At 33.2% G+C, this 14,311-nt stretch carries 11 protein-coding genes and 1 tRNA gene; 11 read left to right on the top strand and 1 reads right to left on the bottom strand.

Annotated elements, in window-relative coordinates; translation table 11 throughout:
• Positions 1-62 precede the first annotated feature (62 nt).
• The 4 genes from porL to EV196_RS11125 all read left to right on the top strand — a co-directional run bounded on the left by porL (position 63) and on the right by EV196_RS11125 (position 4,510).
• Positions 63-704 (top strand): type IX secretion system motor protein PorL/GldL, encoded by a 642-nt coding sequence (porL, locus tag EV196_RS11140; protein ID WP_132217840.1) that lies wholly within the window; start codon positions 63-65, stop codon positions 702-704.
• Positions 705-754: 50 nt separating this feature from the next.
• Complete coding sequence (gene porM, locus EV196_RS11135; protein WP_132217839.1) at positions 755-2,314, top strand: type IX secretion system motor protein PorM/GldM; 1,560 nt, start codon at positions 755-757, stop codon at positions 2,312-2,314.
• 149 nt (positions 2,315-2,463) lie between these two features.
• Positions 2,464-3,354: a type IX secretion system ring subunit PorN/GldN gene (gene porN / locus EV196_RS11130; RefSeq protein ID WP_132217838.1), complete on the top strand. Its 891-nt coding sequence runs from the start codon at positions 2,464-2,466 to the stop codon at positions 3,352-3,354.
• Positions 3,355-3,463: 109 nt separating this feature from the next.
• Positions 3,464-4,510, top strand: a complete 1,047-nt coding sequence (locus EV196_RS11125) for an NAD(P)/FAD-dependent oxidoreductase (protein WP_132217837.1) — start codon at positions 3,464-3,466, stop codon at positions 4,508-4,510.
• Positions 4,511-4,772: 262 nt separating this feature from the next.
• Here the strand turns inward: EV196_RS11125 and EV196_RS11120 are convergent, their stop codons facing one another.
• A complete protein-coding gene (locus tag EV196_RS11120; RefSeq protein WP_132217836.1) occupies positions 4,773-5,165 on the bottom strand; it encodes a DUF983 domain-containing protein in 393 nt (130 codons plus the stop codon).
• Between the two features lie 85 nt (positions 5,166-5,250).
• Here EV196_RS11120 and EV196_RS11115 point away from each other — a divergent pair, with 85 nt between their 5' ends.
• From EV196_RS11115 to EV196_RS11085, 7 genes are all read left to right on the top strand, one after another.
• The gene (locus tag EV196_RS11115) at positions 5,251-7,161 is read left to right on the top strand and encodes an ABC-F family ATP-binding cassette domain-containing protein (RefSeq protein ID WP_132217835.1); all 1,911 of its coding nucleotides are present in this window, start codon (positions 5,251-5,253) and stop codon (positions 7,159-7,161) included.
• A gap of 72 nt (positions 7,162-7,233) precedes the next feature.
• Positions 7,234-8,361: an efflux RND transporter periplasmic adaptor subunit gene (locus EV196_RS11110; protein ID WP_132217834.1), complete on the top strand. Its 1,128-nt coding sequence runs from the start codon at positions 7,234-7,236 to the stop codon at positions 8,359-8,361.
• Positions 8,358-11,555 (top strand): efflux RND transporter permease subunit, encoded by a 3,198-nt coding sequence (locus tag EV196_RS11105; protein WP_132217833.1) that lies wholly within the window; start codon positions 8,358-8,360, stop codon positions 11,553-11,555. Before EV196_RS11110 ends, EV196_RS11105 begins: the two co-directional genes overlap by 4 nt.
• On the top strand, positions 11,545-12,864 hold the full coding sequence (locus EV196_RS11100; protein ID WP_132217832.1) for a TolC family protein: 1,320 nt from the start codon (positions 11,545-11,547) through the stop codon (positions 12,862-12,864). The genes EV196_RS11105 and EV196_RS11100 overlap by 11 nt, the downstream gene beginning before the upstream one ends.
• Positions 12,865-13,011: 147 nt before the next feature.
• Complete coding sequence (locus EV196_RS11095; RefSeq protein ID WP_132217831.1) at positions 13,012-13,836, top strand: leucine-rich repeat domain-containing protein; 825 nt, start codon at positions 13,012-13,014, stop codon at positions 13,834-13,836.
• A 69-nt stretch (positions 13,837-13,905) separates the two neighbouring features.
• The gene (locus EV196_RS11090; protein ID WP_132217830.1) at positions 13,906-14,088 is read left to right on the top strand and encodes a CPXCG motif-containing cysteine-rich protein; all 183 of its coding nucleotides are present in this window, start codon (positions 13,906-13,908) and stop codon (positions 14,086-14,088) included.
• Between the two features lie 119 nt (positions 14,089-14,207).
• Positions 14,208-14,280, top strand: a tRNA-Met gene (locus EV196_RS11085).
• Positions 14,281-14,311 lie beyond the last annotated feature (31 nt).

Below are 14,311 nucleotides of genomic sequence, written 5' to 3'. Positions count from 1 at the left end.
TATAAATTTAACCTATTAATTAACCTACTTAAGTATTTACTTAAATTAAAAATCGAAAAATTATGGCACAGTCAAAAGCAAGTAAAAAGTTCATGAATATGGCTTACGGATTAGGAGCGGCAATTGTAATTATTGGAGCGCTTTTCAAAATCACCCATATGGAGTTTGGACCTATAACAGGTAACGCGATGTTAACGTTAGGTCTTGTTACCGAAGCAATTATTTTTGCATTATCAGCATTCGAACCTGTTGATAACGAATTGGATTGGTCTTTAGTATATCCAGAATTAGCTGGAGGTCAAGGAAGCAAAAAAGTAAAAAGTGAAGACAATCCAGAAGGTTTATTGTCTAAAAAATTAGACGAGTTGTTAAAAGATGCTAAAATTGATGGCGAATTAATGGCAAGTTTAGGAGAAAGTATTAAAAACTTTGAAGGTGCAGCAAAAAATATGTCATCTAGTGCAAATTCTATTGAAGCTTCTAAAAAATACGGTGAGGAATTATCATTAGCAGCAGCTCAAATGGAATCTTTGAACAGTTTGTACAAAGTGCAGTTAGAAAGCATCAGCAAACAAGCTACCATCAATGAAGAGTCTGTTGAGAATGCAGCTAAATTAAAAGAACAAATGCAATCTTTAGCATCAAACTTATCATCATTAAATGGCGTATACGGTGGCATGCTATCTGCTATGAACAAGAATTAATTAGGAGTTAATCCCAAATTTAATAATTAACTAAAAAAACCTAATTAAGCATGGCAGGAGGAAATTTATCACCCAGACAGAAAATGATTAATCTGATGTATTTAATATTTATAGCGATGCTAGCATTAAATATGTCTAAAGAAGTGCTTTCGGCATTCGGATTAATGAACGAAAAGCTTACTGAGTCTAATCAAGCTACAAGTGAAAGAAATACAGCTTTCATGGCTAATTTAGAACAAAAAGCTGAAGACCAACCAGAAAAATATGTTTCATTAAAATCTAAAGCAGATCAAATAGGTGCGTTAGCAACTAAATTTGACAAGTACCTAGAAGAATTGAAAGGTAATATGGTTGCGAAAATTGATAACCCTACAGACTATGAAATCATGGATAAGGGCGATTACCTTGATGAGAATTTCTTCAAAGGCGCAAAATTAAAACCAGAAGGTGAAGAGTTCCTAGCTCAAATGGCCGCATATAGAGACGGTGTTGCTAAGATATTAGCTGGCGAAAAAGGAATGCAAAATGTTGTAAAAGATGTAAAAGAAAAATTTAGCACAGATGAAGTTACCAATAGAGATGGTAACAAACAAGGCTGGTTAGAGTATCACTACAAAGGGTTTCCTTTAGTGGCATCATTAACAAAAATGACACAGATTCAAGCAGATATTAAAACTACACAATCTGAGGTATTATCAACTATGTTACAAGGTACACTTGCTAGCGAGGTGTCTATGACAAACTATACAACCTTAATGGAAACATCTAAATCTGCTTATTTTAATGGTGAGCAATTTGATGGACAAATTGTACTAGGTCGTAAGGACGCTTCTACAAAACCTAGTAGAGTAGAATTAACCCTTGATGGTAGAAAACTAGACGCTAGTCAATATTCGATTGAAGATGGTAAAGTAAAGTTGAAAATAGGAACTGGTGGCGTTGGAGAACATAAAATTGAAGGAAATTTATATTTCGCTCAAGATGGTTCAGAATTAGCTGTTCCAGTTAAATCTTCATTCGCAACGGTAGCTAAGCCAAATTCAGCAACTATTTCAGCAGATAAAATGAACGTAGTATATCGTGGTGTTAAAAACCCAATGACTATTTCTTTTGCTGGTATAGCAGATAATAATGTAAATGCTTCAGCTGAAGGTTTAAGTAGAGTAAGCGGTAGCAAATACATTATGGATGCTACTAGAATTCAAGGTAGAGAAGTAACTATTAATGTAACTGGTAAAATTGACGGACAAACCGTTGGTGATAGAGCTACGTTTAGAATTAAAGATTTACCAAAACCAACAGGAACTATAAGAGGTGAAGACGGTGCTATACAAATGCAACGTAATGCTCTTGAAATTTCAACCGTAGGTGCTAAGTTTGATGATTTCGATTTCGAATTACCACTAAACGTAACTGGGTTTAAATTTAAAGTACCTGGGCAGCCAACCATTGATGTAAATGGAAGCAAGCTTGATAGTAGAGCTAAAGCAGCATTACTTAAAGCGAAAAGAGGAACAGATGTTCAAATATTCGATATTGAAGCAAGAGCTAGTGGTGTAAGTGTGATACTTAAAAAAGTGTCTCCAATCATTATAGAGCTTACAAATTAAAATATTGGAATAAGCATTTTGTTAATTCTCTAGTGATTAAAAATGATGTATAATAAGATTAAACATCCTTATTAAAAACAAACTAATTTTAGTTAAAAAAAATAATAAGGATGTTGTTTTACCATTGAAATAACAATAAAGATAAGCACATGAATTTAAAAAGTTTTTTATTAACCGTAACAACTGTTTTTACAGTGTCAAGCATATTTGCTCAAGCCAATATACTAAATGCTAAAAGCCCTGAAGAAATTGGGGTAAGAACAGATGCTCAAAAATCCTTAGATAATGATAAGCCGTTAGAATATGGTTATGTTGACGATAGGGATATACTTTTCTCTAAAATGACTTGGGAAAAGATTATTTTAGACGAACGTGCTAACTTTCCGTTGTATTATCCAATAGATACTAATAATATTGGTAGTGACAGACGTTGTTTGTATGATGTGCTTATGAAGAACATTAAAAATGGTAGAATCAAAAACATTTATGATGATTCTTATTTCAAAACTAAACGCACCTTAAAAGATATTGAAGCCTCATTAGTTAAAATTGATACCACAGAATTAGGTATTGAACAATTAAATGCAGGTGAAGAATTGGCAGCAGAATATATCAATAGAAGAGATATTACTGCAGCAGATATTACCGAATATCACATTAAGGGCCTTTGGTATTTTGATAAGCGTCAAGCTGAAATGAAATACAGACTTTTGGGAATTGCTCCGGTAGCTCCAGACGTTAACTTTATAGATTCTGATAGCCCAGATTTAGTAGAGTTGTTTTGGGTGTTTTTCCCAGATGCTAGAGAGGTGTTACACGAAGCAAAATCGTTTAATAACAAAAATAGCTCGATGCCATTTTCATTCGATCATGTGTTGAATGCAAGACGATTCCAAGCTTACATTTACAAAGAAGAAAATGTACAAGGAGACAGAGCCGTTACAGAATATATTTCGGATAATGCTTTGATGCAGTTACTGGAATCTGAAAGAATTAAAGAAAAAATTAGAGATTTTGAATTAGATATGTGGACATATTAATTCTATAATTTTTTAAAATAATTGAAACGCCCGCTTTTTTAAGTGGGCGTTTTTATTTTTTTGCTATTCCTGCACAGATAGAAATCCACATTCTAACTATCTTCGCCTTATGAAGCAAGTAGATTATATAATAGTGGGAATTGGGTTGGCAGGCATTAGCTTTTGCGAACAATTAAGAGCTAATAACAAACAGTTTGTAGTTTTTGATAATGCATCTCAACAATCATCTACAGTTGCAGGAGGCTTGTATAACCCGGTTGTTTTAAAACGTTTTACACCCGTTTGGAAATGCCAAGAACAACTCGATTTAGCATTGCCTATGTACGCTAATTTAGAAGGGTTGCTGCAAGTTAAGCTAGATTATAAAATGCCAGTTTATAGAAAATTTGCTTCCCTAGAAGAACAAAATGATTGGTTTACTGCTTCCGATAAAGCGATACTTTCAGAATATCTTTCACCAAAAATTATTAAGAATAATAATTCGTTCATTGACGCCTCTTTTGGTTATGGTGAAGTATTGGAAACAGGTAGAATTGATGTGAAAACCTTAATTGAAGCCTATAAAGCGTTTTTATTACAGAAAGACTTGTTTATAGAATCTGTTTTTAATTATGACGATTTGGTTTTGGAAACAGATATTATTCAATATAAAAACATACAAGCGAAACACATTGTTTTTGCTGAAGGTTTTGGAGTAAAACAGAATCCGTTTTTTAAAGATTTGCCATTAGTGCCAGCAAAAGGCGAATTGTTAACCATACATGCTCCAAATTTAAAAATAGATTTTGTTTTAAAGGCAGGTGTGTTTTTAATTCCCTTGGGAGACGATTTATATATTGTTGGTGCGACTTATGAATGGAAAGATTTAAGTGCAGAAGTTACTGTTGTAGCTAAAGAAGAACTTGAAACCAAGCTTAAACAGCTTGTTAGTTGTGACTTTGAAATTGTGAAACAAGTGGCAGGCATTCGCCCAACTGTAAAAGATAGGCGTCCGTTAGTTGGTAATCACACTATACATAAAAATATGTATGTTTTAAACGGTTTAGGGACGCGTGGTGTTATGATTGGACCTTATGTTGCACAACAACTTTATGACTTTATTGAAAAGAACGAGCCTCTTGAAAACGAGATTGATATTGCTCGTTTTTACAGTTAGTTGGCTGGTAGTGCGTTAGGGATTACTCATGCATTTTATTTTGATAAATTTGAAATCGTGAATGCTCCGCATTTGCAGTGGAAATCCTTTTTGTGAGGTACGAGCAAAAAGATTGTAACGTATAGCCCGACCCTTTAGGGTAACGCCCAAATATGAGATGTTTTTGATTAACGATTAACGATTTTTCAATGGTGCAACAGGAACTGATTTTTTAGTTTTGTTAATTGTTAATTGTTAATTGTTAATTGTTAATTGTTAATTGTTAATTGTGTTTCTTTTTAGCCAAGGTTTTATCATAATGCATAAAAAAGTTAATCCAAATATTTCTGGAAAGTCGCATGATGATGGGCATGAAAACAATTAAAGTGCCAATTATGGAGAAAAAAATAGCATGGATGCCTGCGTTAAAAACCACATACGAAATAACAAAAGCAGCAACGGCAAAAGCAATACCCACCGCATAACTAACATACATAGCACCATAAAAAAAGGATGGTTCTATTTTGTATTTGGTACCACAATTACTACACTTTTCGTGCATTTTTAATGCTTCGGAAAGTATGTAAGGATTCTTATTTACAAACATAGATTCCTCATGGCATTTCGGACAAGTTCCGGTGAAAATACTATATAATTTTGAGCCTTTTTTAAACATATAATTTAATGTACTTTTGCATTCGCAATTACAGAACAAAAGTAACCGTTATTAATTAAAGTTCTGTAGCAAAAGTTACATTTCTATGATGAACATTCATAATTTATCGATTTCATTTCAAGGCGAATACTTGTTTGAAGATATTACTTTTAAACTGGTTAATGGCGATAGGGTAGGTCTTATTGGAAAAAATGGCGCAGGAAAATCGACCATGCTTAAAATTTTATCGAAAGAAATGGAGCCTGATACAGGGCAAATTGCTGCCGATAAAGAACTTAAAATTGGGTTTTTAAAGCAGGATATTGATTTTGTTTTAGGTAGAACGGTACTAGAAGAAGCGTATGAAGCGTTTACCGAAATTAAAGAACTTGAGATTAAAATAGAGCATGTTAATATCCAAATGGCAGAACGTACCGATTACGAAAGTGACGGCTACCATCAATTAATGGTCGATATTAACGAACTTCAACATCAATACGAAATTTTAGGAGGTTATAATTACCAAGGTGAGACCGAGAAAATTCTTCAAGGTTTAGGGTTTAAGCGTGAAGATTTTGGGAAACTAACCGATACATTTTCTGGTGGATGGCGTATGCGTATTGAGTTGGCAAAATTATTACTTCAAAATAACGATATATTATTATTGGATGAGCCAACAAACCACTTGGATATAGAATCTATTATTTGGTTGGAAGGTTTTTTGAAGAATTATACAGGAGCAGTAGCTATTGTATCGCATGATAAAATGTTTTTGGATAATGTAACGAATAGAACTATTGAAATTTCATTAGGGCGTATTTACGACTATCCGAAGTCTTATTCTAAATATTTGGTGCTGCGTGAAGAATTGAGAACCCAACAATTGGCATCGCAAAAAAATCAGCAAAAACAAATTGAGCAAACCGAGAAGCTTATAGAGAAGTTTCGTGCTAAAGCCTCCAAAGCAACCATGGCGCAATCGCTTATTAAAAAGCTGGATAAAATTGATAGAATTGAGGTTGATGAAGATGATAACAGTGTGATGACACTTAACTTTCCAGTTTCAATTACTCCAGGGAAAGTGGTGGCCGAAATGGATAAAATCTCCAAAAACTATGGTCATAACCAGGTTTTAAAAAACGTTAGCTTGTTAATTGAGCGCGACAGTAAAACGGCTTTTGTTGGGCAAAACGGACAAGGAAAATCGACCTTAGCTAAAATAATGGTTGGTGATATTAAGTATGATGGTCATTTAAAATTGGGACATAATGTTCAAATAGGGTACTTTGCCCAAAACCAAGCAGAGTATTTGGATGGTAGCAAAACGGTACTAGATACCATGATTGATGCTGCCAACGAAACAAACAGAAGTAAAGTGCGCGATATTTTAGGCTCGTTTTTATTTAGAGGCGATGAAGCTGATAAGTATGTACGTGTACTTTCTGGAGGTGAACGTAACCGTTTGGCATTAGCAAAATTAATGCTTCAGCCATTTAACGTATTGATTATGGATGAGCCTACAAACCATTTAGATATTAAGTCTAAAAACGTTTTAAAAGAGGCTTTAAAAAAGTTTGAAGGGACTTTAATTTTAGTGTCTCACGACCGTGATTTTCTTCAAGGTTTAACCAATAAAGTATATGAGTTTAAAGACCATAAGCTAAAAGAATATTTAGGCGATATCGATTATTATTTAGAACAACGCAATGTTGAAAGTTTACGTGAGGTTGAAAAACGAACCGTAGTTAAAGAAACGCCTAAGGAAAAGAAGCAACAATCTTATGATGATCAAAAAAAGCTAAAATCCTTAAATAATAAACTAAGTAATGTCGAAGCTGAGATTAATAAGCTGGAACGCGACATAAAAAAGATAGATTTAGAGCTCGAAGCTAACTACGAGGAGGTTTCATCCAAACCTAATTTCTTTGATAAATACCAAAAATTAAAGACTGATTTACAAGAGTCTATGGATAAATGGGAGGCCATTCACCTTGAAATAGAAGCGTTCGATTCTTAAGTTTAAGGTTTTTTTAACTTTTCAAAAATTCTTATTAGGTAAATTTACCCACTACACCTCAAAATAAGGTACATGCGTAAAATTATACTTTCTTTTATAGGAGTGCTATTAATTATAGCTTCCTTTTTTCTGGCAAAATCATTAATTGCTAATAAAAACAAACCTAAACCCATTCTTGAAAAAGTTACAAAAACAGTATTTACCGATACCGTAAAAAATGGTGAAGTTCAAATAAGAATTCCTGCAAATGGAAGTTTGGTAGCGAAGCGACGTGTTGAAATTTACTCTGAAGTACAAGGTCTTTTTAAGATGGGGAATTTACTGTTTAAACCAGGGCAAAAGTATGGTGCAGGTCAATCTTTAATACGTATTGATGCCTCCGAGCATTATGCAAGTGTGCAATCATCAAAGAGTAACTTGTACAATTCTATTTCGGCAATTATGCCAGATTTAAGACTCGATTTTCCAGAAGTTTATCAAAAATGGCAAAATTACCTCAATGCATTCGATTTAAATAAAACCACTCCTAAATTACCTGAAATGTCTTCCGAAAAGGAAAATTATTTCATAACAGGAAGAGGCATTGTTTCCAATTATTATAATCTGAAAAACTTAGAACAACGTTTATCAAAATATGTGATAAGCGCACCGTTTACTGGGATATTAACTGAAGCACTTGTAACCGAAGGAACTTTAATAAGAAGCGGACAAAAACTAGGTGAGTTTATAGATCCAACAGATTATGAAATGGAGGTTGCCATAAGTAAAACATACGCCAATTTATTGAAAGTAGGCGAAGCTGTAGATTTGAACAATTTAAATAAAACAGAAACTTACAAAGGCAAAATATCTAGGGTTAATGGTAGTATCGATCAAACCACGCAAACTATCACCGCTTATATTGATGTTAAACACGAAAACTTAAAAGAAGGCATATATTTAGAAGCGAATATAAATGGTGAAATAGTAAAAAATGCTATTGAAATAGATAGAAACCTGTTATTGGAAGATCAACAGGTTTTTGTGATTAAAGATGGTATGTTAGATACCATGCCAGTAACGCCTGTATATTTTTCTGAAACAAAAGTGGTTTTAAAAGATTTACCAAATGGAGCTATAATACTTAAAAAACCGGTTCCTGGAGCGTACGTTGGTATGTTGGTAAAACCTTTTCAGGCTAATCAAACCTCTAAGCCATGAGAAAACTAATTGCATATTTTATTAGGTATCACGTTGCTGTAAACATTTTTATTATTGGTTTTGTTTTATTTGGTATTATTGGTTTATTGTCATTAAAATCTTCCTTCTTTCCATTAGTCGATTCAAAAATAATAACCGTAAGTATTGCCTATCCTGGGGCATCACCACAAGAAATTGAGGAGGGAATCGTACTTCAAATAGAAGATAATCTCAAAGGATTAAAAGGAGTAGATCGGGTTACTTCGGTGTCGCGGGAAAATAGTGGGACCATTACTGTAGAAATTCAAAAAGGAGAAAATATCGACTTTATGCTTCTTGAAGTTAAAAATGCGGTTGATAGGGTGCCATCTTTTCCAACGGGTATGGAGCCGTTAATTGTTGCTAAAAATGAGGAAGTTAGAGAGACTATTTCTTTTGCAGTAAATGGCAAAGGAATTCCTTTAGCTACATTAAAGCAAATTGGGAGACAAATTGAAAACGAATTGCGTGCCATTGAAGGTATATCGCAAGTGGAATTAACAGGTTTTCCAGATGAGGAAATTGAAATTGCAGTAAATGAAATTAATTTATTAGCATATAATTTAACATTTGATGAAGTAGCGCAAGCTGTTAGCCAATCTAACATTTTAGTAACGGGCGGTAATATTAAAACCGATGCAGAAGAATATTTAATTAGAGCCAATAACCGTAATTATTATGGTGATGAGCTTTCAAATGTAGTTATAAAGGCTTCAAATGATGGTAAAACAATTAGGTTAAAGGATGTGGCCATAGTGCGCGATCGTTTTTCAGAAATACCTAATGCTACTTATTTTAATCAAGAACTTGCTGTTGATATTTCAATTACAAGTACTAATAACGAAGATTTAGCATCTTCGGCTGAAAAAGTTAATCAGTATGTTGAAGATTATAATCAAAAGAACAACAATGTTCATTTAGATGTGGTTAGAGATCGTTCTGTAACATTGAATCAGCGTACACAATTGCTAACAGAAAATGCCATAATGGGAATGCTATTGGTGTTAATTTTTTTATCACTATTCTTAAATACGCGTTTAGCCTTTTGGGTAGCCTTTGGTTTGCCAATTTCCTTTTTAGGCATGTTTGTGTTTGCTGGTCAATTTGATGTTACTATTAACATATTTTCGCTTTTTGGAATGATTATAGTTTTAGGTATTTTGGTGGATGACGGGATTGTTATTGGCGAAAATATTTATCAGCATTACGAAAAAGGTAAAACCCCTATACAAGCCGCTATAGATGGTACCATGGAAGTGATTCCGCCAGTAGTTTCTGCAATTATCACTACAATATTGGCGTTTTCATTGTTCTTTTTCTTAGAAAGTAGAATCGGGGAGTTTTTTGGTGAAGTAGCTGTCATTGTAATTTTAACTTTGGCCATTTCGTTAATTGAAGCACTTATTATTCTCCCAGCCCATTTAGCACATTCAAAAGCATTGCATAAATCTACAGTAGTTGAAAATCCTTCAAAAATAAAGCAGTTTTTTGCTAAAATGAGAGAGATAAACAAATTGGGAGATAGGTTTATGGTCTTCCTAAGAGATAAAGTTTATAGTCCTACCATCTCTTTTGTTTTAAAATTTAAAATGCTTTCTCTTGGTATTTTTGTTGCGCTTTTAGTGCTAACATTTGGTTCTGTTGGAGGCGGTATTATAGGAATGACTTTGTTTCCGTCTATTGCAAGCGATACGGTTTCAATTGAGTTGGAAATGCCTAATGGCACAAATGTTAAAGTGACAGATTCCATTATTTCGATGATTGAAGATAAATCTTTTATTGTAAATAAAGAATTCACGGAAGAATATCTAGAAGGCACGGGCAAAAAGCTTTTTGAGAATACTATTTTAACCCTAAACAGCAGTTCTAGTGCTACTCTTAGAATAAATTTACTACCAGGAGAAGAGCGTCCAGATGTTATTAGTTCCAGTTTGGTGGCAAATAGATTAAGAGAATTAGTAGGGCCGGTTATTGGTACAGAACGATTGATATTTGGTTCAGGAGGTAATTTTGGTGGAAATCCAGTTTCTGTTTCGTTGCTAAGTAATAATATAGACGAATTAAAAGCAGCGAAGCTTGAGTTGAAATCAATATTAGAAACCAATCCACTTTTAAAAGACGTTTCCGATAATGATCCTGCGGGCATCAAGGAAATTCGTTTAGAATTAAAAGAAAGTGCCTACTTATTGGGTTTAGATTTAAGAACGGTAATGAATCAAGTTCGTTCAGGTTTTTTTGGTGTTCAGGCGCAACGCTTTCAAAGGGGGCAAGATGAAATTAGGGTTTGGGTGCGTTACGATAGAAGCAACAGGGAATCTATTAACGATTTAGATGATATGCGAATTGTAGCGCCATCAGGAGAGAGAGTTACCTTAAAGGATATCGCCGTTTACACCATTGAAAGAGGTGATGTTGCCATTAACCATTTGGATGGTCAACGTGAAATTCAAGTGTCTGCCGATTTAAAAAACCCAAGCACCAGTGTTACCGATATTTTAGATGATATTCAGGCAACGATACTTCCTAAAATTCAATCAAAATACCCAACAATTTCAGCTTCTTTTGAAGGGCAAAATAGAGAGAAAACAAAACTGTCTAGATCATTAAAAAGTGCAGGCATACCTATATTGCTACTCATCTACATCACCATTGCATTCACTTTTAGAAGTTACAGTCAACCTCTTTTATTAATATTATTAGTGCCTTTTAGTTTAACAGCGGTGGGATGGGGCCATTGGTTATTAGGGTTTCCTGTTAATATTTTGTCCTTATTAGGAATTATAGCCTTAGTAGGTATTATGGTAAATGATGGTTTGGTATTAATAGGAAAATTTAATAGCAATTTAAAAGCAGGAATGTTATTTGACGATGCACTAATGGATGCAGGAAAATCACGTTTTAGAGCCATATTTTTAACATCGCTAACAACCATTGCAGGTTTAGCGCCATTATTATTGGAAAAAAGCCGTCAAGCACAGTTTTTAAAACCTATGGCTATTTCTGTTTCATTCGGAATTGCCTACGCTACTATATTAACCTTGTTGCTTTTACCTCTGTTTCTATCATTTAGCAACAGTATCAAGAAAAATACAAAATGGTTAGCTACAGGAAAAAAAGTAACTAAAGAGGAAGTTGAAAGAGCCATTAAAGAACAAAAAGAAGAACATGAATCATAAAAATTTTCTATTAATCGGATTGTTTGTTGTTTCAAATGTTATAGCGCAACAAAAGGTGATAACGGCAAATGAAGCTGTTTCTTTGGCTTTAGAAAATAATTACGGAATAAAATTAGCCGATAATCAAGTAGAGGTTGCCAAAAATAATGTGAGTATCTTAAACTCTGGATATTTACCAACACTTACAGGGAATGCAGGCGCTACCATTGACAAGCAAGATACAGAAGGACAGTTAGCTAATGGAGAGGTTAGAATTGCAGACGGTGCAGAAACAAGACGTTATAACGCATCAATAAACTTGAACTATACCTTGTTTGATGGTATGGGAAGAAGTTATAACTATAAACAATTAAAAGAACGTTATCAACTAACCGAATTAGAGGCGAGAGAAACTATTGAAAATACCGTTTTCCAGTTGTTTACTGTCTATTATAATGTGGCACAGTTAACAGAAAACACCGTGGCATTAAATGAAACCTTAGCCATTTCAAAAGACCGGTTGTTACGCGCACAATATCAGTTTGATTATGGGCAAAGTACTAAGTTAGGTGTTCTTAATGCTGAGGTAGATATAAATAAAGATAGTATAAGTGTTATAAATACTAAGCAGCAATTAATAAATATTAAACGCGATTTAAATGTTGTTTTGGGTGATGTTTTAACTGAAGATTTTAGTGTAGATACCCAAATAAATTTTGATGTATTATTTAGTAAAGAAGAACTTTTTCTAAAGGCAAAAACTAGAAATACAACACTTTTGCAAATTGATAAGAATATTGCCATTAGCGGCTTTGATATAAAATCTGGAAAATCAGCTTATCTACCAACTATTGGTTTAATTGGCTCTTATGGATGGAATGAATCTACTAACAATAGTCCATTGGCATTTACGTTGCAAAGTACAAATTCTGGTGTTTCGGCTGGACTAAATTTATCATGGAATTTATTTGATGGAGGTAGTACAATTATACGAGTGAAAAATGCTAAAATCAATTTAGAAAATCAGCAATTACAGAAAGAACAATTGTTGATAACAATAGAACGCGACTTTAACAATGCTTGGGACGATTATCAAAACAAATTGAATATTTTCAAACTACAAGAAGCAAACATTATTACTTCACAAAACAATTTCAATCGTACAGAAGAAAAGTTTAAAATAGGGCAAGTAAATTCTATTGAATTTAGACAAGCGCAATTAAATTTATTAAATGCGGAATTAAGTAGAAATCAAGCTAAATATGATGCTAAATTGGCCGAATTACAATTGCTCCAATTAAGCGGAGAACTGCTAAATATTACGTTTTAGGTATTATAATAGCTTATTTTCATTTTCGCAGAATGTCGTTCATCGAATGTTCTTTGTTAAAAAAAAGTGTATTACAACGAATAAAATAGTTTTTTGTCTATATTGGGCTTATTTTCGAAGTAGAATTAACCCCAAATTTATTCGACCATGAAAACCTTAAAACTTATAATTCTAACTTTTTTTATATCGGCTTATTCATTTGCTAATATCTCCCAAAGTGAAAAAGATGCATTAATTGCACTTTATAATACTACAAATGGTAGTGAATGGAATACGAAATGGAACTTAAATTCACCTATTAAAACTTGGTATGGTGTTAAGGTTGAGAACGATAAAGTTGTGGAAATAAATCTTCAATTTAATAACCTTCAAGGAAGTTTGCCTCAAGAAATAGGGGATTTGGCATATATTAGAAAAATTAATTTAGGATTCAACAAATTAGAAGGTACCCTTCCTTCTTCAATAAAAAATTTAAAAGAATTAGTATCTCTGGAATTGTTTATGAATCAATTTGAAGGAAATATACCTTCAGAATTAGGAGAATTATCTAAACTAGAGTCTTTAAAGTTATATAGTAACAAGTTTGATGGTTCTTTCCCACAAGCTTTATTGGAATTAACAAATTTAAAAGAACTATTATTAGGTAGCAATTATTTGTCAGGAACTATTCCAAACGATATTTATGTACTATCAAAACTTGAAAAATTAAGTTTAATGGATAATAGATTGGAAGGAGAAATTCCAGTAGAATTGGCTAAATTAACAAACTTAGAAGAGTTAATTTTATCTACTAACCAATTAACAGGTAATTTACCAATTGAATTTATGGATTTAAAAAAATTAAATACTATTATGGTTAGTGATAATAACTTAAATGAAGAATACATAAGCATTTCTGTTATGGCGCCACCAAGTGTTTTACAAATGGAAATACAAAATTCAACAGCGATATTAGACATTGAAAAAGATTAAATAAATTTATACTTTAAAACAAAAACGGCCAACTATTGTAGTTGGCTTTTTTTGTTTAATTTTATGGTTGTGCTAGAACATTATTTTACATGTCCGTATTGTTGGGAAACTATATCTATGATGTTAGATAATTCAGTTTCTAAACAAGTATACATAGAGGATTGCGAAGTTTGTTGTAACCCTATTGAGCTTAGGGTTCAATTTAATAATTCGGAATTAGTAGATTTTCAGGCAAATAGCATAGAGCAATAATATTTTCTAAATTTATGCTTGCAGGAATTAAAAAGGGTTGTATATTTGCAATCCGAAACAATTTGGTCGGCATTATGAACCGAAAGTTAGAAGCTAAGTAAATTGTTAAGGTATTACATCGCGGGATAGAGCAGTAGGTAGCTCGTCGGGCTCATAACCCGAAGGTCACTGGTTCGAGTCCAGTTCCCGCTACAAAAGAAACCCATTGATCAACAGGTACTTA

The organism is Mariniflexile fucanivorans (assembly GCF_004341235.1).
GTDB lineage: Bacteria > Bacteroidota > Bacteroidia > Flavobacteriales > Flavobacteriaceae > Mariniflexile > Mariniflexile fucanivorans.
The sequence above is the reverse complement of the archived record's forward strand: the minus strand, read 5'-3'. Positions and strand labels throughout refer to the sequence as shown.